Consider the following 22,200-nt stretch of genomic DNA (forward strand, 5'->3'; position numbering starts at 1 on the left):
GTTATGACTAAACAACTCAAATTTTTCCTACATATTCAGTATAACACCTAGAAAAAAATTTTAAAATCAGCTAGGTGTAGTTCAGCGATGCCAAAATACTAAAAAAACACTTGCAAAACAGTAAGAACGCGAAGCCATGAGGGCAATCAAAAACATACTCCATAGCGGAAGGGCAAGTTAAACAATATATTGCATCAATATCATCAATTTTTTTATGTCCCACCCCCAAAATCAATTGACGAACTTACATCTCATTATCTCGTTCGCGTTCTTCTATTGTACGAGAAAAGTCTTTTTCATCATCAATATGCGTCATTTTAAAATGTTTCGTATGTTCACGTCTTAAGGCATTCATCAATGAGAAAATCATCAGTAATAAAATAATAGAGAATGGTAATCCTGTCACAACAGATGCTGTTTGTAAACTTGTAAGTCCACCTGCAACAGTTAATGCAACTGAAATCGCACCAATTAAGATGCCCCATACCATTTTATGCTTACGTTTCGGGTTTTGAACACCACCTGTTGCCATACCTGAGACGATATGTGTTGTGGAGTCTGCACTTGTGACGATAAATGTAAAAATTAAAATAATCGCCAGAGCACTTGTTAGTTCGTATAAAGGAAACTTACTAAGCAATTCAAAGAGTGCGACAGTATAATCTTGATCGACAACTTTTTCGATTCCGTCATGATGATGGAGGGCCCAATTAATCGCTGTTCCGCCAAACCCAGAAATCCATAAAAATGAAATACATGGCGGAATGATCAGCACGCCGACGACAAATTCACGTATTGTACGACCTCTTGAGACACGCGCAACAAAACCACCAATAAATGGCGACCAAGAAATCACCCATGCCCAGTAGAACACTGTCCATTTTTGAATCCAAGAATTGTCACCCGTATAAGGATCCATACGTAAACTATATTGTACGAAATGCGTGAGATAGTCACCGATAGAAACCGTAAAAGTCTCAACGATAAAACGTAAGTCACCAAAAATGTAGATAAATAGTAACAGCAATGCACCAATAATAATATTTAAATTACTGAGCCACTTCACACCGCGGTTAATACCCGTTAATGCAGAACCGAGGAAAATGAGTGTCATCAGTAAGGTAATCAAAATCAATGTTAGCGAAGTGTTCGGCACTTTAAAGACATGATTGAGACCACCAGCAATTTGTAAAATACCGAGACCAATTGAAGTGGCAATCCCCATCACTGTCGCGATAATCGCTAAAATGTCAATAATATTACGATAAGGACGTTTGTACGTCTCTCCAAAAACAGGTTCCATCGCGGTTGAAATGAGACCATCACGATTTTTGCGGAACTGGAAATAAGCGACCACTAAACCACTCATCGCAAAGATAGACCACTGCGAAATGCCCCAATGGAAAAAAGTATAACCCATCGCGAGACGTGCAGATTCAACTGTTTGACCATCAACACGCTTTGGAAACGGTGAATGTAAGTAATGCGTTAACGGTTCGGCAACGCCCCAAAAGACGATTCCGACACCTAAGCCAGCTGAAAATAACATACCAATCCACGACATAAACGAAAATTCAGGTTCTTCGTCATCGCGTCCTAACTTGAATCGGCCATATCTTGAAAGTGCTAAGAAAATTAAGAAAATATCAAGTACAAAAACAATAATTAAAAACAGCCATCCAAAGTTTAAAGCGAGCATATCGTATGTATTTTGAGCATAAGCGCCAAATGTTTTAGGAAAAATAGCTGCTAACAAAGTGAGAATTAAAATAATGCTAAAAGAAACGGTGTAAACAATATTGCGATTCTTTTTCTTTAAATTGTTGTGCTTGTTCATGTGAACCCCTTTCTTAATGCTATGAAATTGAGGGATAATGATTGGTGTAGAAAACAATGAAGCGTTTAACTGTAAAAGTTCTAAAATATCCCTATAAAAATTTGTTTGAACCCCTTTAATTATGTCAACATTATATATGGAGAATAAAAAATAAAGGGATGGATAAAATAATGAAAATCAAAAGTAAACGCTTTGATGATATTACTATACAATTATATGATAAGCAATACCGTGACGCTTTATTTCAATTTGAATTAAATGAGAGACAACGCATTTATTCCTCTTTACCCAAAGAAGTTTTGGATGATGCATTGAATGATGAAAACAGAGTCGCGAACATTGTGTTGAATGATCAAGATGAAGTGATTGGTTTTTTTGTTTTACATCAACATTATCAACACGAGGGCTATGATACACCTTATGAAGTCGTGTATATTCGTTCGTTGTCAATTAATGAAGCGTATCAAGGGAATGGATATGGAACGAAAATTATGATGACATTACCGGAATATGTTCAAATGATTTTTCCGGATTTTAATCATTTGTATTTAGTCGTGGATGCAGAAAATGAAGCGGCTTGGAACGTGTATGAACGTGCAGGTTTTATGCATACCGCGACAAAAGAGGAAGGACCTATCGGTAAAGAGCGTCTGTATTATCTTGATTTGGACCATAAGTATGTGTCATCTTTAAAATTACAAAAGAGTGAAGATTCTAATGCGGGACCGATTGAAATTGTAGACTTAGTTTTAGATCATCAAAAAGTAGGGTTTATAGCGATTGAGGCTTTTAACGAACGACTTATGATACGCGCACTTTATGTAGATGATGATCATAGAGATACGGGCATTGCACAAAATGCACTTCGTCAATTAGCAACATATGTTCGAAAAGAAAACCATGAAATAACAGTCATTGAAACGACTTTATTTGGTCCTAATCATCAACTCACACCGCTGTTTCATAAGAGTAATTTCGTTGAGACAGTGACGACTGATGACTATGTCACGTTAGAAAAATATATTAATTATTAGCGGAGTGAGGCACTGTTTACCTCGTTCTAATGCAATAACGATTACAGAAGGCTTTGAAAAATCTAACTGAAAACATTGCGAAATCATCAGCAGTCATTTATAATTTAATTTTGTTAAAGTGGATGTTTAAAACGCGTCTGTCATGCGATAGATGTGTATGAATGCATAGCAACATATGATGGGCAACGATTAGGCGTGCCCGTTTTTTACAGTTTGAAATATCTGAATGAAGAGAAATGTTAACCTTTGAAAGGAAGATGTGCTGATGAAATTACAAGATTACACACAAGAAATGGTTGATGAAAAATCATTTATTGATATGGCCTATACGCTTTTAAGTGAGCAAAATGCAACAATGAACCTTTATGATATTATTGATGAGTTTAAACGTATTGGTCATTACGAAGATGCACAAATTGAAGACCGTATCGTTCAATTTTACACAGATTTAAATACGGATGGCCGTTTTTTAAGTGTAGGCGATAATGTTTGGGGTCTTCGCGATTGGTATTCAGTAGATGATATTGAAGAGAAAATCGCACCAACAATTCAAAAATTTGATATTCTTGATGAAGATGACGAAGAAGATAAAAACTTAACGTTATTAGGCGAAGATGATTTGGAAGGCGATGACAATATTCCGAATCGTACGGATGATCAAGAAGATTTAGATGATCCTGAAGATGAACGTGTTGAAGATGAAATTGAAGAGTCAGACCTTGTTGTAGAAGAAGATGAAGAAGAGATTGATGAAACATACGATGAAGACGATGAACTTGAAGAAGATGAAGAGGAAGAAACGTTTTAATTTCTGATTTCTAAATAAAGTTTATTGACTTTTTACGACAACATGATAAAATTTTATTCGGGCTCCTTTAATTAGGACGGATAAATAAATGAGAACGATAGAAAGTAGTGATGGCTCCGAAATAACGAGTCTCATCTATCGTTAAGGTTCCCCTTACAATCATGATATTGTGAGTGGGAACTTTTTTAATTTTATTAAAGCTTGTGGACATAAATGATTCTCAATATTAAATGTCACATTGTATTACTAATGGGTTTAAGTGGGTCGAACATAAAAGATAAGCATGTTTAACCTTGAGCGCCATCCATACGAGAGTAAGACAATGAAAACTTTTAAAAATGAGAATGCTGTTCTGCGCATAATAAATGATTGGCACACAACTTCACCCCTACATTTTGAAAGGTACTTCTGACAACAAACGAGGAGGAAATGAAATTATGACTAAATTTATTTTCGTAACTGGTGGCGTGGTTTCATCATTAGGTAAAGGGATTACGGCTGCTTCACTAGGACGCTTATTAAAAGATAGAGGATTAAAGGTGACAATCCAAAAATTCGACCCTTATTTAAATGTGGATCCAGGTACAATGAGTCCATATCAACACGGGGAAGTATTCGTTACAGATGATGGTGCAGAAACAGACTTAGACTTAGGTCATTATGAACGTTTTATCGATATTAACTTAAACCAATACTCTAACGTAACAGCAGGGAAAGTTTACTCACACGTGCTCCAAAAAGAACGCCGTGGTGACTATTTAGGTGGAACAGTTCAAGTCATTCCACATATTACTAACGAAATCAAGTCACGTCTGTTACTTGCTGGAGAAAGCACAAACGCAGATGTTGTCATTACAGAAATCGGTGGTACAACAGGGGACATTGAATCTTTACCGTTTATCGAAGCGATTCGTCAAATTAAGAGTGATTTAGGTCGTGACAACGTGATGTATGTGCACTGTACGCTCCTACCATACATTAAAGCTGCAGGAGAAATGAAAACGAAACCAACACAACATAGTGTGAAAGAATTGCGTGGTTTAGGGATTCAACCTGACTTAATCGTTGTGCGTACAGAATATGAAATGACACAAGACTTAAAAGATAAAATTGCGTTGTTCTGTGACATTGATAAAGAAAGTGTCATCGAATGTCGTGATGCAGAATCACTTTACGAAATTCCGTTACAATTAAGCCATCAAAACATGGATGATTTAGTTATTGAGCGCTTAGGTTTACAAGTGGATCGTGATACGCAACTTGATGAATGGAATCATTTATTACGCGTTGTGAATAACTTAGAAGGTAAAGTGACAATTGGTCTTGTAGGTAAATATGTGTCATTACAAGATGCGTACCTTTCAGTTGCAGAATCACTTAAACATGCCGGTTACCAATTTATGAAAGATATTGAGATTCGTTGGATTGATTCAAGTGAAGTGAATGATGAGAACGCTGCAGAATACTTATCCGATGTAGATGGTATTCTCGTACCAGGTGGTTTTGGTTTCCGTGCAAGTGAAGGTAAAATTTCAGCGATTAAATATGCACGTGAACAACAAATTCCGTTCTTCGGTATTTGTTTAGGAATGCAACTTGCGACAGTGGAATATGCACGTCACGTTGTAGGTCTAGAAGGCGCGCACTCAGCTGAGTTAGATCCAAACACACCATACCCAGTTATCGATTTATTACCAGAACAAAAAGATATCGAGGACTTAGGGGGCACATTACGTTTAGGTTTATACCCATGTACGATTCAAGAAGGTACATTAGCTGAAAAAATCTACGGTAAAACAGAAGTGGAAGAACGTCACCGTCACCGTTATGAGTTCAACAACGAATACAGAGAACAACTTGAAGCGGCAGGCATGATCTTCTCAGGTACAAGCCCAGACGGCCGTTTAGTTGAAATGGTTGAATTGAAAGAACATCCATTCTTTATCGCATGTCAATTCCACCCAGAGTTTTTATCAAGACCCAACCGTCCGCAACCGATTTTCAAATCATTTATCGAAGCGGCAGTATTACAACAAAATAAAACGAAATAGAGTAATCGCAGACGTGAAGAGGACTGGGATATAAAATTTCCGGTTGTCTCACCTTGATTTATTATTATCAAACGCGCTCGTTGGTCATGCTTTAAATTTCCGCAATTGTTGTCGTGGGCTCATATTCCTAGGGCACTTACCTCAACGTAATTCGGATTGATTGAACTGGAGACGAGTTGGAAGCTGATTTGGATATTGGGGGGAGTACAGAAATCTCGCCCATTTTAGCAATTTAAATTTAAATGCTGCGTATCAATGAAGCAAGCTTATAAGGTGAATGGGAATCAAATTTTTTGATTCCCATTCACCTTAATTGATTTTATACTTCAATATTTTGATTTTCACTTATGGAGAGGGAATCGGTGACAATTGAGTTTTCCGGCCTATATCTTATTGATGGACTTATTTTAATTATTAATGATAATATCATCGAAAAATGAGGATGAATAGAACATAAAAAATGGATGATATGAATTGTCTCCATTGTTAAACTTGCCCTTAGTGACTGCATTTGATGTAAGATTGCCCAAAAGGCTGAGACTCTTGAGGAATCAGCTGGTCCGGAAAATCCACTAACGCTTCAACAAATGTAACTGTTGAATCAAGCGTTAGTTAGTTGAAGGGCCAGCCCCTAGGAAACGCGAAGCCATGAGGACAATCAAACACACATTTCATAGCAAAAGGGCAAGTTAAATAAAGTTCTGCATCAATAGCATTAAAAATTTTTATAATTCCATCTTCTTTACTTATGATAAAAGAAAACCATCATATTGAGTTGAAACCCCTTACAAAGTTGTAAAAATGCGATTGACAAACTTTGTGACAATGCATAAACTTTACATGAAATTAATATTTTTTTAATAATAAAGGGGAGGATACATATGTTTAAGTTTTTAAAACCGCCTGCAGCTGCGACACCTGTGCCAGAAAGTCAACAAGATGAAGCGTATAAAAAGTTAAGGCTCCAAGTGTTTATCGGTATCTTTTTAGGCTATGCAGGTTATTACTTGTTGCGTAAAAACTTTTCTATTGCCATGCCTTACTTAGCGGACATGGGCTTTTCGAAAGCGGAACTCGGTTTTGCGTTATCCGCGATTTCGATTGCTTATGGTTTTAGTAAGTTTGTGATGGGTACGGTCAGTGATAGAAGTAATGCGCGTATCTTTTTAACGTTAGGCCTTGTGTTAACCGCTATTGTCAACTTGCTCATGGGTTTCATACCGGCGTTAACATCAAGTGTCACGATCATGTTCATCATGCTGTTCCTCAATGGTTGGTTCCAAGGTATGGGATGGCCGCCTTCTGGTCGTGTGCTCGTGCATTGGTTTAGTGTGAGTGAACGCGGAAGTAAAACAGCTATTTGGAATGTCGCACATAACGTGGGTGGCGGTTTAATGGCGCCGATCGCATTATTTGGGATTTATTTGACAGGTTCACTGAGCTTTGGCTATTTACAAGGTTTTGAAGGGGCGTTTATTTATCCAGCGCTCGTTGCGATTGTGATTGCCATTGCATCATACGTTTTAGTGCGTGATACGCCGCAATCAGAAGGTTTACCGTCAATTGAAGCATATCGCAATGATTATCCAACTCAAAAGAAAGAGACATTTGAAACAGAATTGACGACGAAAGAAATTTTGTTCAAATACGTGCTCAACAATAAATGGGTATGGATTATCGCGATTGCCAATATTTTCGTCTACTTTGTACGTTACGGCGTGTTAGACTGGGCACCGCTCTATTTAAGCGAAGTGAAAAGTTTTGATATGAAAGAATCAGGATGGGCTTACTTTTTATACGAGTGGGCAGGTATTCCGGGTACACTGATTTGTGGTTGGTTATCCGATAAAGTGTTCAAAGGCCGTCGTGGTCCAGCAGGCTTTATTTTCATGATCGGTGTAACAATCGCGGTTGTCGTATACTGGCTTAACCCGCCAGGCAATCCACTTGTTGATAATCTTGCATTAATCACTATCGGCTTTTTAATTTACGGTCCAGTGATGTTGATTGGTTTACAAGCATTGGACTATGTACCGAAAAAAGCAGCGGGGACTGCAGCTGGTTTAACAGGTTTATTCGGTTACCTTGGTGGTGCTGTAATGGCTAATATCGTAATGGGTGCGATTGTGGATCATATGGGTTGGAGCGCAGGCTTCATTTTATTAACAATTATTAGTGTATTAGCGATGATTAGCTTTATCTTCACATGGAATAAGCGTGGACAAGAAGTCGTACATTAAAATTAAAGCAAGACAGGTATCTTTTGAGATATAAGAGATGCTTGTCTTTTTTTGTATACCATTATTAAATGATATTTTTATACATTTAAAATAAATGATAAAATGTGTCACAAGTGGAGGTGTATCGCAATGCAATTCTGGTTGAAATTCATTTGGTTTATCATTGCGTCTATTTTAGTCGCGCACTTTATTTGGAACGATATGATCATTCCGACTTGCATCATTACCATCATTACTTTAGTCGTTTATTCTATCATTGAGTATGTGTTCAAAAAGAAAGAGAAGGAGTAACATAGGGGCAACATTTCATTGAGAGGAGTGATACACTGAAAATCTCGTCAATCATCAAGGACATTTTCAGTGTACAAAAATGGAAAAGTGACTGGGACATTAAGTTTTCCCAGTCGGAATCTTTCCATATCATATCCTAAAAGTAACGTTGCAAAAAATGCTATTCCAAATCTAAATCCCGCATCATTTCGACCATTTGCGTATAAATCTCGTAATAAACGTAATTCAACGCGATGAGATGGGGCTGTACGACTTTGTCATAATCCTCAGTATAAACAATAGGTCTTGGTGTCGATAAATTGATAAAGTGCATCAAATGATCTGGCAATGTCACGGATTTTGGTTTGTTCGTAATGACCACAACATCGCGGTCATCTGCTATTAATTGCTCTAAATCTTTTGCCATTTCTTCGCTATATTCCGCACCAAACAATAAAACTCTATCTGTCGTATCCAATGCATCAAAAGATGGGCAGTCCTCTAATGCCAAACTTGAATGTAATTTCTCAAAACTTGTTAAGATATACGGCTCAAAACATTTTAAATCGCCATAACCTTTAATATAGACGTGCCCTTCTCCACCTATTGCTTGAATCAGACTTTGAGCGGCCATTTGAATATCGAGTTCTTGTTGATCGAGCCGATTAAACACCCCTGTTAATTGTGTTGTAAGTATTTTAGACATCTACATCTCCTCCTTTATATCATTTTTTGTATATATATAAAATTAAATTTTTGACTTTAAAACAGCTGTTGACGATAGGAAATTCAAAATTCATTTTATAAAATAATCGTGCGAGAATCAATACACAGCAATGGTTGCGCTTACATTAGAAATTACGATATTTTTCACAAATTTACTGCGATTTTGCGGTGCATATTAGGAATGACTTTGCTATACTGTACTTATAAATATTCGTGCGACATGCACGCAAGGAGGAACTTTCATGCCTTTAGTTTCAATGAAAGAAATGTTAATCGACGCAAAAGAAAATGGTTATGCTGTAGGTCAATATAACCTAAACAACTTGGAGTTTACACAAGCAATTTTACAAGCGTCTCAAGAAGAGAATGCACCTGTAATTCTTGGTGTATCTGAGGGAGCAGCACGTTACATGGGTGGCTTCTATACTGTAGTTAAAATGGTAGAGGGACTATTACATGACTACGAAATTACAATTCCGGTAGCGATTCACTTAGACCATGGTTCAAGCTTTGAAAAATGTAAAGAAGCGATTGATGCAGGTTTCACATCTGTGATGATCGATGCGTCACATGAGCCATACGAAGACAACGTAAAAATTACGAAAAAAGTTGTAGAATACGCGCACGAACGTGGTGTATCTGTTGAGGCTGAATTAGGAACTGTTGGCGGTCAAGAAGATGACGTTGTAGCGGAGGGTGTGATTTACGCTGACCCTATGGAATGTCAAAACTTAGTTAAAGCTACAGGTATTGATACATTAGCACCTGCTTTAGGTTCAGTTCACGGACCATACAAAGGTGAACCAAACTTAGGCTTTAAAGAAATGGAAGAAATCGGTGCGTCAACTGGTTTACCATTAGTATTACACGGTGGTACTGGAATTCCTACACATGACATTAAAAAAGCGATTTCATTTGGAACTGCTAAAATCAATGTCAACACTGAAAACCAAATTGCTTCAGCTAAACGTGTACGTGAAGTATTGGATCAAGACAAAGAAGTTTACGATCCACGTAAATATTTAGGGCCTGCTCGTGAAGCAATTAAAGAAACAGTTATCGGTAAAATTAGAGAGTTCGGTACTTCTGGAAAAGCGGACAACATTAAAGGTTAATTAAGTAGATGATGTGTAAGGCGGGAATTACATGATTTAAGTCTTACATACACAATATATAAAAAGGAGAGTAGTCTGGTCACAACTTGTGAAACTACTCTCTTTTTCGTATGTAGACAAAGGCTTGGTTCTGAAAAATTTTCAGTTTCATAATTCATATTGATATGCATGTTGAAATGTCGCATATTCAATGGATTAGAAGAACTAAAAATGACGATGCTTTTCGCAAAAATCAAACAGAAAGCATCACGAAACATCTTAAATCGTCGTTTTTTCATTTTGCAATTTGAAAAAAATTACATTATAATGCTTTTAATATAGTAATTTAAGGTTAAAATGAGCAAGGGAAAAGGAGTTCAATGACATGGCACAAGAAGTGATAAAAATAAGAGGTGGTCAAACTTTAAAAGGAAGCGTTGAAATTAACGGTGCGAAAAATAGTTCTGTTGCGATTATTCCAGCCACATTAATGGCGGAAGCACCGGTAACGTTAGATGGATTACCGCAAATTTCAGATGTTGAAACTTTAGTCAGTTTATTGGGAGATTTAAACATCAAAACTGAACTCAACGGGACAACTTTATCAGTAGATCCAACAAACATTGAAAATGCCCCTTTGCCGAATAATAAAGTTGAGTCTTTGCGTGCTTCATACTACATGATGGGGGCAATGCTCGGTCGCTTTAAAAAGTGTGTCATTGGTTTACCTGGAGGATGTCCGCTTGGCCCAAGACCGATTGATCAACATATTAAAGGTTTCAAGGCTTTAGGTGCAACGGTAGATGAGTCGAGCATGACGTCGATGAAAATTGAGGCTGACCGACTCGTTGGTGCGAACATTTATTTAGATATTGTCAGTGTCGGTGCAACAATTAATATTATGCTTGCTGCGACACGTGCTGAAGGACAGACGATTATTGAAAATGCTGCAAAAGAGCCTGAAGTCGTTGATGTTGCTAACTTTTTAAATAGTATGGGTGCAAAAGTAACGGGTGCAGGAACGAGTTCAATTAAAATTGTAGGTGTTCCTCATTTACATGGGAGTCGCCATTCCATTATTCCGGATCGTATCGAAGCGGGAACGTACATGTGTATTGCGGCCGCTTGTGGGGAGTCGGTGCATATCGACAACATCATTCCGAAACATATGGAGGCACTCACTGTGAAATTGAAAGAGTTAGGTGTTACAATAGAGACAGGCGATGACTACATGATAGTTCAATCTTCTGCACCTTATAAAAGCGTAGATATTAAAACGCTTGTGTACCCCGGTTTTGCAACGGATTTACAACAACCTATTACGCCTTTACTCTTCCTAGCAAATGGACCAAGTTTTGTCACTGAAACGATTTATCCAGAGCGCTTCAGACATGTGAAAGAATTACAAAAAATGAATGGATTGATAACAGCAGATCAAAGTACTGCAACAGTGAAACCTTCACAATTATCAGGTGCTGAAGTGTATGCAAGTGACTTGCGTGCTGGTGCATGTTTGATTGTTGCCGGGTTATTAGCAGAAGGTGTGACAACGATTTATAATGTTAAGCATATCTACCGAGGTTATACAGATATTGTGAAAACACTTAAAGCGTTAGGTGCTGATATTTGGACGGAGCAAGTTGAAGCTTAATCCGGTATGTATTGTTATCACAAATTTAAAGATGTGAGGTGATAACCATGGAAGTATGTCCATATTTAGAAGAAACATTTAAAATATTAGGGCGCAGTTGGAACGGTTTAATTTTACATTACCTTTCTACCTGTGATGGATATAAAGCGCATTTCTCAGAGATGAAAAGACATTTACGCCCTATTACAAATAGAGCGTTGTCAATGAAAGTTGCTGAGTTGGCTGATGCAGATTTATTAACGAAAGAAGTTATTTCTACAAATCCACCGTCAGTTTGTTACCATTTAACTGAAAAAGGTGTAGCACTCGCACGTGCATTAGAACCTCTTGAAACTTGGGCGCATGACTATATTGATTTAGAGGAAAAAGCGCAATAATGATATCAAAGAGTAAGACATCGCGAAAAGTTGGCGTATGTGCTTACTCTTTTATATTTTGCATACATTTTATAACATGACAGAATATTTTTGATTTCTTTTATTGGGTTTAAAATCGAATGAACATGGTAATACTAAGGATACGATATTAAATGAAGGAGTGTTTGTTCATGAGAGATCAAACGAAGCAATTTATAAACGGTGAATGGGTTGAAAGTAATAGCGGCGAAACAATGGAAGTCATCAACCCTGCCACAGAAGAAGTATTGGGTCATATCGCGAAAGGGAATAAAGCAGATGTGGACCAAGCAGTTCAAGCTGCTCATGACGTCTATCTTTCATTTCGTAACTCTACAGTTAAAGAACGACAAGAATTGTTAGATCGCATAGTTAAAGAATATGAAAATCGTAAAGATGATTTAATAGAAGCCATGACTTTAGAACTTGGTGCACCTGTGACGCAATCAGAGAAAGTGCACTATCAAATGGGACTCAACCATTTCAAAGCAGCACGTGATGCGTTGGATAATTTCCGATTTGAAGAACGTAGAGGCGATAATTTAATCGTGAAAGAAGCGATTGGTGTCGCTGGACTTGTGACGCCTTGGAACTTCCCTACGAACCAAACATCATTGAAATTAGCAGCCGCATTTGCAGCCGGAAGTCCAGTCGTGTTAAAACCTTCTGAAATGACGCCTTATGCAGCCATTATTTTAGCTGAAATTTTCGAGAAAGTCGGTGTGCCTAAAGGTGTATTTAACCTTGTGAATGGTGACGGTGAAGGTGTTGGTACACCGTTAAGCCAACATCCAGACGTTCGTATGATGTCATTTACAGGTTCTGGTGGTACAGGTTCAAAAATTATGGAATCAGCAAGCAAAGACTTCAAAAAAGTATCACTTGAATTAGGTGGTAAATCACCATTTATCGTTTTAGACGATGCAGACCTTGAAGAAGCGGCAAAAGCTGCAGTGAAAAAAGTGGTTAATAATACGGGACAGGTTTGTACTGCAGGCACACGTACACTTGTACCAGAAAGCATTAAAGATGACTTTTTAAAAGAAGTGAAAAAACAAATGGCCAATGTTAAAGTTGGCGATCCACAAAACACGGAAACAGAAATGGGTCCTATTGTCAGTGAAAAACAATACAACCAAGTGCAAGACTATATTCAAAAAGGTATCGATGAAGGTGCAGAGCTTTATTATGGTGGCACAGGTAAACCGGATGGCCTCGATAAAGGTTATTTCGCAAAACCTACTATCTTTACAAATGTGAATAATCAAATGACGATTGCACAAGAAGAGATTTTTGGGCCGGTTATGTCAATTATCACTTATAAAGATTTAGACGAAGCGATTGAAATTGCGAATGATACAAAATACGGCCTTGCAGGTTACGTTTTCGGTAAAAATAAAGACAATTTAATCCGTGTTGCACGTTCAATTGAAGCAGGTACGATTGAAATTAATGAAGCTGGACGTGCACCAGATTTACCATTCGGCGGTTATAAGCAATCAGGTATCGGTCGTGAATGGGGGGACTTCGGTATTGAAGAATTTTTAGAAGTCAAATCGATCGCCGGTTATTATAAAGGTGAATAACTGATTCAATCATTAGGAAAGGGCAAGGACGATATCCGAGCCTTTTTCTTTTTTTATGATGAAATAGTGATGGAAAACGCAATTATGTCCCGGCGCCTCTCCTACGATGAACGAAAAGCAAAACTTGAAAATTTTTATGTCCTATCCCCAGATGCGCAAAGGTTGATAGATAGAAGTCCTGCTTATGAGTGGGAAGTACAGGGATTATGGACGAAATTTGAATTTTTGTTGTAAAATCCATTGATATTTTGTCATAAAGGATATTATTTGATATAGTAAGGTTTAATCGTAACATTTGCGATTAATAGACTTTAAAATGAAATGAGTGTTTAACATGTCAAGGGAAAGAACATCTCCGCAATATGAATCTTTTCATGAATTATATAAGAATTATACAACGAAAGCCCTCACTGAAAAGGCAAAATCTCTTAAACTTGTTAACTATAGTAAATTAAACAAAAAAGAACTCGTACTTGCAATAATGGAAGCGCAAATGGAACAAGATGGTAACTATTATATGGAAGGTATCCTCGATGATATACAAGCAGATGGCTATGGTTTTTTAAGAACCGTAAACTTCTCAAAAGGGGAGAAAGATATATACATATCTGCCAGTCAAATTCGTCGGTTCGAAATTAAATTAGGTGATAAAGTAACTGGAAAAGTTCGAAAGCCTAAAGAAAACGAAAAATACTATGGATTACTTCAAGTTGACTTTGTTAATGATCACAATGCGGAAGAAGTCAAAAAACGTCCTCACTTCCAAGCTCTTACACCTTTATATCCAGATGAAAGAATCAAATTAGAAACAGAACCTCAAAATTATTCAACACGTGTGATGGATTTAATCACGCCAATTGGTTTAGGTCAACGTGGCTTAATTGTTGCACCGCCTAAAGCAGGTAAAACCTCTTTACTCAAAGAAATTGCGAATGCGATTGTTACGAACAAACCCAATGCAAAACTTTTTATACTTCTCATCGGTGAACGACCAGAAGAAGTGACTGACATTGAACGCTCAGTTGACGAAGCAGAAGTGGTACATTCAACGTTTGATGAACATCCAAAACATCACGTGAAAGTAGCAGAATTGTTACTGGAGCGTGCGAAACGTCTTGTTGAGATTGGGGAAGATGTCATTATTTTAATGGATTCGATTACGCGATTAGCACGTGCATATAACCTTGTTGTACCGCCAAGTGGTCGTACGTTGTCGGGTGGTCTAGACCCAGCATCACTCCATGGACCTAAAACATTTTTTGGTGCTGCGAGAAATATCGAAGCAGGTGGCAGTTTAACGATTTTAGCCACTGCATTAGTTGATACAGGTTCACGTATGGATGACATGATTTATGAGGAGTTTAAAGGAACAGGGAATATGGAGTTACATTTAGACCGACGTCTTTCTGAGCGCCGTATTTTCCCAGCGATTGATATTTCTAGAAGTTCAACACGTAAAGAAGAGCTCCTTATTCCGAAAAATGAATTGGATAGCTTATGGCAACTAAGAAATATGTTTTCAAACTCGCCTGATTTTACAGAGCGTTTTATTCGTAAGTTAAAGAAAACAAAATCCAATGCCGAATTTTTCGAAGTGTTACAACAAAGTGCGGCAGAAAGTAGTAAGACAGGTAAACCTATTATTTAATTTTAATAATTTCGTATGTAGGGTTGCATTTTCATGACACGGCCTATATAATGTTTAAGTATTGGGTAAAAACTCACAAATAACTCTGTTCCGGATGGTTCAGGGCAAAGGAGCTGAAAATTATGAAACAAGGGATTCATCCAGAATACCGTAAAGTTATCTTTTTAGATACGACAACTGATTACAAATTTTTAAGTGGTTCTACTAAATTCTCAAACGAAACAATGGAATGGGAAGATGGTAACGAGTACCCAGTTATTCGTTTAGATATTTCTTCTGATTCACATCCATTCTACACAGGACGCCAAAAATTTGCTGCTGCAGATGGTCGTGTGGAACGTTTCAACAAAAAATTTGGTCTCAAATCAAACAACTAAGAAAATATTGGGTTGGATGGACAGCCGTTCATCTAAACTATGTTCTTGACTCAATGTGAATAAAATGAATGCAAACACGTTTTCTTTGATATCGCATCATAAGAAAACGTGTTATGCGTTGAAGTGGGTTGACGGAATCTAATCATTTAGATTGCGTGCCCACTTTTTTACATTGTTTCATCTTTTTAGCATCAACCTATGGAAATTCAAAACGCGAGCGATGTTGTTAAAATATTACCATCAGTGAAACGTTTTGAAAGGTGACATTCAAAGGTGCAAGGATATAATTAAGAAAAAAGTGCAAGAAATTTATGAAATTTGATATACATACGAATTACATCAACGAATACGTATATTTTATGATATAATGAATTGATTTTGTTTTGAAAAAGGTGGAAAGAATCATGTATGAAGCGTACCATTCAGGTTGGATAGAATGCATTACTGGAAGCATGTTTAGTGGTAAGTCAGAAGAGCTCATCAGACGCTTACGCCGAGGTGTCTATGCAAAGCAAAAAGTGGTTGTATTTAAACCAACAATTGATGACCGCTACCATAAAGAAAAAGTCGTTTCTCACAATGGTAATGAAATAGAAGCGATTAATATTTCTAAAGCAAGTGATATATGGCATCATGACTTAAATGGTGTAGATATTATCGGCATTGATGAAATTCAATTTTTTGATCGTGATATTGTAGACATTGCAGAAACGCTTGCAGAAAGAGGCTATCGCGTCATTACTGCAGGTCTTGATATGGATTTTAAAGGCGAACCTTTTCACCCTGTTCCTGAAATGTTAGCGGTGAGTGAACATATTACAAAATTACAAGCGGTCTGTGCTGTTTGCGGGGCATCATCGAGTCGTACGCAACGATTAATTGATGGCAAATCTGCAAAAGTAGACGATCCCATTATACTTGTAGGTGCAAATGAAAGTTATGAACCGCGTTGTCGTGCGCATCATATCGTAGCACCGAGTGAAAATGATAAGGAGGCGTTGGAATAATGTTTGATCAATTAGACATTGTTGAAGAACGTTATGAACAACTGAATGAATTGTTAAGCGATCCAGAAGTTGTGAGTGATTCAAATCTTCTTAGAAAATATTCTAAAGAACAATCAGAATTACAAAAAACGGTAGAGGTCTACCGTCAATATAAACAAGTGAAAGAAGATGCTGGGGAAATTGAATTGATGCTTGCGGAAACTGATGATGCTGATGAAGTTGAAATGTTAAAAGAAGAAGCGAATGCATTGAAAGCAGAAGTGCCAGAACTTGAAGAGCAATTGAAATTGTTGCTCATTCCAAAAGATCCGAACGACGAAAAAGACGTTATTGTTGAGATTCGTGGTGCTGCTGGCGGTGATGAGGCGGCAATTTTTGCGGGCGACTTATTCCGTATGTATTCTAAGTTTGCCGAATCACATCGTTTTAAACTTGAGATTGTAGAAGCAACAGAAAGCGACCATGGTGGCTATAAAGAAATCAGTTTCTCAGTTTCTGGTGATGGTGCCTATAGTAAGTTGAAATATGAAAATGGTGCGCACCGTGTACAACGTGTACCTGAAACTGAATCAGGCGGTCGTATTCATACGTCAACGGCCACTGTTGCAGTACTCCCAGAAGTAGAAGATGTAGAAATTGAAATCCGCAATGAAGATTTGAAAATTGATACGTATCGTTCAAGTGGTGCAGGTGGACAGCACGTCAATACGACTGACTCTGCCGTTCGTATTACCCATTTGCCAACAGGGGTCATTGCGACATCTTCAGAAAAATCTCAAATTCAAAACCGTGAAAAAGCGATGAAAGTGTTAAAAGCACGTTTGTATGATATGAAGTTGCAAGAAGAACAACAAAAATATGCAGCACAACGTAAGTCAGCAGTTGGAACAGGTGATCGTTCGGAACGTATTCGTACATATAACTATCCGCAAAGTCGTGTCACAGACCACCGCATTGGTTTAACTTTACAAAAATTAGACCAAATTATGGAAGGAAAGTTGGATGAAATTGTGGATGCGTTAACGATGCATGAACAAACTGAGAAGTTGAAAGAGCTTAATACTGGTGAACTATAAACAGTGGCGACAAGATGCCGAGAAGCGAATGATAGCAAAAGGCTACGACGCAAATGCTGTTCAATGGTTTTTGATGGATACATTACAATGGTCGAGAACGCAATTGATTTTAAACGAAATGGTGGCTATTCCTGATTCTACACTTGCACAACTGAATGACGGCCTATTACAACTTCTCACTGGAATGCCGGTACAATATGTTGTCGGTCAAGCTGAATTTTATGGACGTCCATTTAAAGTGAATTCGGATGTACTCATTCCGAGACCTGAAACAGAAGAAGTGGTGCATTACTTTTTAAACCAATTAACTGAGGCAACTTCTTGTGTAGCTGATGTAGGGGTTGGAAGTGGTGCGATTGCAGTCACATTAAAAGCTGAAATACCCGAATTACAAGTGATTGCGACAGATATTTCGTCTCAAGCGTTATTAGTCGCAAAAGAGAATGCGTGTCGTCTCCAACAAGACATCACTTTTATACAAGGCAATGCTTTACAACCGCTCATAGATCAGGACATTCGACTGGATGGTTTAATTTCTAATCCGCCGTATATTGGTGAACATGAACGTGGTTTGATGGATGAAAGTGTCATTCAATATGAACCGCATGTGGCGTTATTTGCGGATCAAGAAGGTTATCAAGTATATGAAGCAATATTGCGAGACTTACCACATGTCATGCATGATGGCGCACCGGTTGTTTTTGAAATTGGTTTTCAACAAGGCGTTCAGTTGACAGAGATGATGCAACAGTTATATCCACATATTAAGACAGAGGTCATTCCAGATATTAATGGAAATGCACGGATTTTTCATTTTAAATGGTCCACATCAAATGGGTACCATGAGTATCTTGATGAACAACATGATAATTTGTAACAATTTATAATCAATTAAAAATGGGCGCACGACAGTCAAATCTAAGACACATTCTTACGATTGAAGTCATGCACCCATTTTTGACTTTGTAGTAAAATAGAAGAGAAGGAGAGGTGGACGTTAATGTCAGAAACAAAAATTTGGGATGTTCGGGACTATACTACGCGATTACACGAATATCCGAAATTAGCAGAAATTGTAAAAACTTTCCAAGATGGCGGGTTAGTCGTCCTTCCTACAGAGACGGTTTATGGCTTAGGTGGAAATGCGAAAGATGATACGGCTATTCGTAAAATTTATGAAGCGAAAGGTCGTCCTTCCGATAACCCTTTAATTGTTCATATATATGATACAGAGCAATTGGAAGATTTTGTGGCAGACATTTCGGAATCTACACGTAAATTAATGGAAGCTTTTTGGCCAGGTCCGATTACATTTATTTTACCGTTAAAAAAAGGTTTCTTGTGTGATCGGGTTACTGGTGGATTGAATTCTGTGGCAGTACGTATGCCGAGTCATCCCGTCGCAAAAGCATTGTTGAAGGCAGTTAATCTTCCTATTGCAGCACCGAGCGCGAATTTAAGTGGACGTCCTTCTCCAACAACTTTTGAGCATGCATTCAATGATTTAAATCATCGGGTAGACGGTATTATTCGTTCAACTCAAAGTGACGCAGGTTTGGAAAGTACAGTTGTGGATTGTACATCGTTTCCATTTCGTATTGCACGACCAGGTACGATAACACGACACATGTTAAATGATATTTTGCCACAATCTGTCGAAGTGTATGCCCCACTATCTACTGAAAAACCAATTGCGCCTGGGATGAAATATCGTCATTATGCACCGGCGACGCCACTTAAAATGATTGAACAATTGAATGCACCGATTCGTAAAGAAGCACATGCCGATTGGTCAAAAATTGCATTTATCGTACCAGAAACAAAGAAAGTGTTTTTGCCAGAGCGCGCACAAGTGATTGTTATCAGTGACAGTGAAACAGATGTTCAAGGGGCTAACCATAATCTGTATGACGTTTTACATCAATTAGACCAATTAGATGAAGTAGAAATGGCGTATATTTATGGATTTGAAGATAATTTTGAAACGGAAGCATTGAGAAATCGGATGTTAAAGGCGGTTAGTCAACAAGTCGTAAAGGATGAGTCATTATGAAAATCGTTTTTGTATGTACCGGAAATACGTGTCGTAGCCCTTTAGCTGAAAGTATTGCACAACAGCTAATGCCGGACTTTGATATTGTTTCGAGAGGTTTAATGGCACAAGATGGCCAACCTATTTCTACACATAGTCGTGAATTGCTAGAGCGTCACGAGCTGCCTATACCGAATGCTGCACAGTTGTTTGATGAAGTCGATGCTGAAGCGGATTTGATTTTAACGATGACAGCTTCACACTGTCAAATGATTCAGGCGATGTACGGATCAGAAGTAAATGTGTATGCATTAAATGACTATGTGAATGAAGATTTAGCGGTGGAAGACCCTTATGGAGGGTGCTATGAAACGTATGAAAAAGTATTTGACCAATTGACACGTATGATTGAAAAGTTAAAGACTAAATTAGTGGCAGAATAATTGTATAATCAGTATAAGTTCAAGAAAAAATAAGTTATAATAAAGGACGTATAGCATGTTTCACAGTTCTTTAATTATTGTTTTTTTGACTCATACGTATAACAAGGGGGTAACCATATGAAGGATTTAAATCAATTATTAGAAGAACTCAAAGCCCAATCGTTTTTTAATGAAGGTGAGATATGTGTCATAGGTTGTTCGACTTCAGAAGTTCAAGGGGAGCGTATAGGAACGACAGGTTCTATGGATGTCGCTAAAGAAATATTCGAAGCACTTGTTAAGATTCAACAGGAGACAGGTGTTTCATTTGCTTTTCAAGGTTGTGAACATATTAACCGTGCCATCACAATCGAGCGAAAAGATTTTGACCCATATGTGATGACTGAAGTTTCTGTCGTACCAGATGTGCATGCAGGGGGTTCTTTATCAACGCATGCTTATCGTCATATGACATCGCCCATGGTTGTCGAACATATCCAAGCTGACAAAGGTATTGATATCGGTCAAACATTGATTGGTATGCATCTTAAGCATGTGGCAGTACCTGTCCGAACTACAGTGAAACAAGTTGGCCAAGCAATTGTGACTGTAGCGACATCTCGACCGAAAAAAATCGGCGGCGAACGTGCTAAATATCAACTTTAACAGAAAAGAGGGAATTGTCTATGTCATTTCTTGCTAAACAAGATAAGTCTGTATTTGAAAGTATTCAAAAAGAGTTTCATCGTCAAAACACAAGCATTGAACTCATCGCATCTGAGAACTTTGTTTCTGAAGCAGTGATGGAAGCACAAGGTTCAGTGATGACGAACAAATATGCTGAAGGTTATCCTGGACGCCGTTACTATGGTGGTTGTGTATTTGTAGACCAAACTGAACAACTTGCAATTGATAGAGCAAAAGCGCTGTTCAATGCTGAACATGTCAATGTCCAACCGCATTCTGGTTCACAAGCAAATATGGCTGTATATCTTGTTGCACTTGAGCATGGTGATACAGTGTTAGGTATGAATTTAAGTCATGGTGGTCACTTGACACATGGTTCACCAGTTAACTTCAGTGGTAAGTTCTATAACTTCGTGGAATATGGTGTGACAAAAGAAGAAGAGCATATCGACTATGAAGAAGTACGTAAGTTAGCAAAAGAACATCAACCTAAACTGATCGTTGCAGGTGCATCTGCATATTCACGTTCAATTGACTTCAAGAAATTTAAAGAAATTGCTGATGAAGTCGGTGCGAAATTAATGGTAGATATGGCGCATATCGCAGGACTTGTAGCAGCTGGACTTCACCAAAATCCAGTTGAATACGCGGACTTTGTTACAACGACAACGCATAAAACATTACGTGGCCCTCGTGGTGGTATGATTTTATGTAAAGAAGAGTATAAAAAAGAGATTGATAAAACAATTTTCCCTGGCATTCAAGGTGGTCCACTTGAGCATGTGATTGCTGCGAAAGCTGTGGCATTTGGTGAAGCATTACAACCAGAATTCAAAACGTATCAACAACAAGTGATTAAAAATGCACAAATGCTTGCGAAAACTTTAAAAGATAATGGCTTCAGAATCGTTTCTGGCGGTACAGATAACCACCTTGTATCAGTAGACGTCAAAGGTTCAGTAGGTATTACAGGTAAAGTGGCAGAAGAAACATTAGATGAAATCGGTATTACATGTAATAAAAATACGATTCCATTCGATCAAGAAAAACCATTCGTTACAAGTGGTATCCGTTTAGGTACGCCAGCTGCAACGACGCGTGGTTTTGATGAAAAAGCTTTTGAAGAGGTCGGCCGTATTATTAGCGACGTACTCCAAAATCATGAAGATCAAAAAGTTTTAGCAGATGCGAAGTCACGTGTTCAAGCGTTGACTGAAAAATTCCCTTTATATCAATAAACCGATTAATTTAGAATAAAC

General features: G+C 37.9%; 20 protein-coding genes. 18 read left to right on the plus strand and 2 right to left on the minus strand.

Features of this window, described 5'->3' with window-relative positions:
• Positions 1-244: 244 nt before the first annotated feature.
• Positions 245-1,837, minus strand: coding sequence for a BCCT family transporter (locus CCE82_RS09320; protein ID WP_086429126.1), 1,593 nt, complete (start codon positions 1,835-1,837; stop codon positions 245-247).
• A 170-nt stretch (positions 1,838-2,007) separates the two neighbouring features.
• Between CCE82_RS09320 and CCE82_RS09325 the strand changes: the two genes are divergently transcribed.
• The 5 genes from CCE82_RS09325 (at position 2,008) to CCE82_RS13060 (ending at position 8,261) form a co-directional block, all read left to right on the plus strand.
• Positions 2,008-2,871: a GNAT family N-acetyltransferase gene (locus CCE82_RS09325; RefSeq protein ID WP_086429127.1), complete on the plus strand. Its 864-nt coding sequence runs from the start codon at positions 2,008-2,010 to the stop codon at positions 2,869-2,871.
• Positions 2,872-3,136: 265 nt separating this feature from the next.
• Positions 3,137-3,679, plus strand: coding sequence for a DNA-directed RNA polymerase subunit delta (gene rpoE, locus CCE82_RS09330; protein ID WP_086429128.1), 543 nt, complete (start codon positions 3,137-3,139; stop codon positions 3,677-3,679).
• A gap of 437 nt (positions 3,680-4,116) precedes the next feature.
• Complete coding sequence (locus CCE82_RS09335) at positions 4,117-5,730, plus strand: CTP synthase (protein ID WP_086429129.1); 1,614 nt, start codon at positions 4,117-4,119, stop codon at positions 5,728-5,730.
• An 881-nt stretch (positions 5,731-6,611) separates the two neighbouring features.
• Positions 6,612-7,970, plus strand: coding sequence for a glycerol-3-phosphate transporter (gene glpT / locus CCE82_RS09340; RefSeq protein WP_086429130.1), 1,359 nt, complete (start codon positions 6,612-6,614; stop codon positions 7,968-7,970).
• 129 nt (positions 7,971-8,099) lie between these two features.
• Positions 8,100-8,261, plus strand: coding sequence for a hypothetical protein (locus CCE82_RS13060; protein ID WP_167370975.1), 162 nt, complete (start codon positions 8,100-8,102; stop codon positions 8,259-8,261).
• A 160-nt stretch (positions 8,262-8,421) separates the two neighbouring features.
• Here CCE82_RS13060 and CCE82_RS09345 read toward each other — a convergent pair whose 3' ends face one another.
• Positions 8,422-8,946 (minus strand): DUF2529 family protein, encoded by a 525-nt coding sequence (locus CCE82_RS09345; protein WP_086429131.1) that lies wholly within the window; start codon positions 8,944-8,946, stop codon positions 8,422-8,424.
• 262 nt (positions 8,947-9,208) lie between these two features.
• On the opposite strand from CCE82_RS09345, the gene fdaB reads away from it, so the two are divergent.
• The 13 genes from fdaB to CCE82_RS09410 all read left to right on the plus strand — a co-directional run bounded on the left by fdaB (position 9,209) and on the right by CCE82_RS09410 (position 22,179).
• Positions 9,209-10,081, plus strand: coding sequence for a class IIb fructose-bisphosphate aldolase FdaB (gene fdaB / locus CCE82_RS09350; protein WP_086429132.1), 873 nt, complete (start codon positions 9,209-9,211; stop codon positions 10,079-10,081).
• Between the two features lie 364 nt (positions 10,082-10,445).
• Positions 10,446-11,711, plus strand: coding sequence for a UDP-N-acetylglucosamine 1-carboxyvinyltransferase (locus CCE82_RS09355; protein WP_086429133.1), 1,266 nt, complete (start codon positions 10,446-10,448; stop codon positions 11,709-11,711).
• A 47-nt stretch (positions 11,712-11,758) separates the two neighbouring features.
• Positions 11,759-12,088, plus strand: a complete 330-nt coding sequence (locus CCE82_RS09360; RefSeq protein WP_086429134.1) for a winged helix-turn-helix transcriptional regulator — start codon at positions 11,759-11,761, stop codon at positions 12,086-12,088.
• Positions 12,089-12,258: 170 nt separating this feature from the next.
• Positions 12,259-13,692: an aldehyde dehydrogenase family protein gene (locus tag CCE82_RS09365; RefSeq protein WP_086429135.1), complete on the plus strand. Its 1,434-nt coding sequence runs from the start codon at positions 12,259-12,261 to the stop codon at positions 13,690-13,692.
• Positions 13,693-14,026: 334 nt separating this feature from the next.
• Complete coding sequence (rho, locus tag CCE82_RS09370; protein WP_086429136.1) at positions 14,027-15,340, plus strand: transcription termination factor Rho; 1,314 nt, start codon at positions 14,027-14,029, stop codon at positions 15,338-15,340.
• Positions 15,341-15,462: 122 nt separating this feature from the next.
• Positions 15,463-15,717 (plus strand): type B 50S ribosomal protein L31, encoded by a 255-nt coding sequence (locus tag CCE82_RS09375; RefSeq protein ID WP_086429137.1) that lies wholly within the window; start codon positions 15,463-15,465, stop codon positions 15,715-15,717.
• A gap of 404 nt (positions 15,718-16,121) precedes the next feature.
• Complete coding sequence (locus CCE82_RS09380) at positions 16,122-16,724, plus strand: thymidine kinase (RefSeq protein ID WP_086429138.1); 603 nt, start codon at positions 16,122-16,124, stop codon at positions 16,722-16,724.
• Entirely contained in the window at positions 16,724-17,800 is a 1,077-nt protein-coding gene (prfA, locus tag CCE82_RS09385; protein ID WP_086429139.1) for a peptide chain release factor 1, read from the plus strand. The genes CCE82_RS09380 and prfA overlap by 1 nt, the downstream gene beginning before the upstream one ends.
• Positions 17,790-18,677 (plus strand): peptide chain release factor N(5)-glutamine methyltransferase, encoded by an 888-nt coding sequence (gene prmC, locus CCE82_RS09390; protein ID WP_086429140.1) that lies wholly within the window; start codon positions 17,790-17,792, stop codon positions 18,675-18,677. Before prfA ends, prmC begins: the two co-directional genes overlap by 11 nt.
• Before the next feature lie 123 nt (positions 18,678-18,800).
• Complete coding sequence (locus tag CCE82_RS09395) at positions 18,801-19,853, plus strand: L-threonylcarbamoyladenylate synthase (protein ID WP_086429141.1); 1,053 nt, start codon at positions 18,801-18,803, stop codon at positions 19,851-19,853.
• The gene (locus tag CCE82_RS09400; protein ID WP_086429142.1) at positions 19,850-20,275 is read left to right on the plus strand and encodes a low molecular weight protein arginine phosphatase; all 426 of its coding nucleotides are present in this window, start codon (positions 19,850-19,852) and stop codon (positions 20,273-20,275) included. The genes CCE82_RS09395 and CCE82_RS09400 overlap by 4 nt, the downstream gene beginning before the upstream one ends.
• Positions 20,276-20,392: 117 nt before the next feature.
• Positions 20,393-20,920: a TIGR01440 family protein gene (locus tag CCE82_RS09405; protein ID WP_086429143.1), complete on the plus strand. Its 528-nt coding sequence runs from the start codon at positions 20,393-20,395 to the stop codon at positions 20,918-20,920.
• Between the two features lie 20 nt (positions 20,921-20,940).
• The gene (locus CCE82_RS09410; RefSeq protein ID WP_086429144.1) at positions 20,941-22,179 is read left to right on the plus strand and encodes a serine hydroxymethyltransferase; all 1,239 of its coding nucleotides are present in this window, start codon (positions 20,941-20,943) and stop codon (positions 22,177-22,179) included.
• Positions 22,180-22,200: the final 21 nt, after the last annotated feature.

The organism is Staphylococcus cornubiensis (genome assembly GCF_900183575.1).
GTDB classification, from domain to species: Bacteria; Bacillota; Bacilli; order Staphylococcales; family Staphylococcaceae; genus Staphylococcus; species Staphylococcus cornubiensis.

Coding starts and splice junctions, on each gene's coding strand:
- fdaB (WP_086429132.1), top strand. CDS start 9,209: ATGCCTTTAGTTTCAATGAAAGAAATGTTAATCGACGCAAAAGAAAAT.
- CCE82_RS09335 (WP_086429129.1), top strand. CDS start 4,117: ATGACTAAATTTATTTTCGTAACTGGTGGCGTGGTTTCATCATTAGGT.
- CCE82_RS09345 (WP_086429131.1), bottom strand. CDS start 8,946: ATGTCTAAAATACTTACAACACAATTAACAGGGGTGTTTAATCGGCTC.
- glpT (WP_086429130.1), top strand. CDS start 6,612: ATGTTTAAGTTTTTAAAACCGCCTGCAGCTGCGACACCTGTGCCAGAA.
- CCE82_RS09325 (WP_086429127.1), top strand. CDS start 2,008: ATGAAAATCAAAAGTAAACGCTTTGATGATATTACTATACAATTATAT.
- rpoE (WP_086429128.1), top strand. CDS start 3,137: ATGAAATTACAAGATTACACACAAGAAATGGTTGATGAAAAATCATTT.
- CCE82_RS09320 (WP_086429126.1), bottom strand. CDS start 1,837: ATGAACAAGCACAACAATTTAAAGAAAAAGAATCGCAATATTGTTTAC.
- CCE82_RS09405 (WP_086429143.1), top strand. CDS start 20,393: ATGAAGGATTTAAATCAATTATTAGAAGAACTCAAAGCCCAATCGTTT.
- CCE82_RS09375 (WP_086429137.1), top strand. CDS start 15,463: ATGAAACAAGGGATTCATCCAGAATACCGTAAAGTTATCTTTTTAGAT.
- CCE82_RS09400 (WP_086429142.1), top strand. CDS start 19,850: ATGAAAATCGTTTTTGTATGTACCGGAAATACGTGTCGTAGCCCTTTA.
- CCE82_RS09355 (WP_086429133.1), top strand. CDS start 10,446: ATGGCACAAGAAGTGATAAAAATAAGAGGTGGTCAAACTTTAAAAGGA.
- CCE82_RS09365 (WP_086429135.1), top strand. CDS start 12,259: ATGAGAGATCAAACGAAGCAATTTATAAACGGTGAATGGGTTGAAAGT.
- CCE82_RS09410 (WP_086429144.1), top strand. CDS start 20,941: ATGTCATTTCTTGCTAAACAAGATAAGTCTGTATTTGAAAGTATTCAA.
- CCE82_RS13060 (WP_167370975.1), top strand. CDS start 8,100: ATGCAATTCTGGTTGAAATTCATTTGGTTTATCATTGCGTCTATTTTA.
- prfA (WP_086429139.1), top strand. CDS start 16,724: ATGTTTGATCAATTAGACATTGTTGAAGAACGTTATGAACAACTGAAT.
- CCE82_RS09395 (WP_086429141.1), top strand. CDS start 18,801: ATGTCAGAAACAAAAATTTGGGATGTTCGGGACTATACTACGCGATTA.
- rho (WP_086429136.1), top strand. CDS start 14,027: ATGTCAAGGGAAAGAACATCTCCGCAATATGAATCTTTTCATGAATTA.
- CCE82_RS09360 (WP_086429134.1), top strand. CDS start 11,759: ATGGAAGTATGTCCATATTTAGAAGAAACATTTAAAATATTAGGGCGC.
- CCE82_RS09380 (WP_086429138.1), top strand. CDS start 16,122: ATGTATGAAGCGTACCATTCAGGTTGGATAGAATGCATTACTGGAAGC.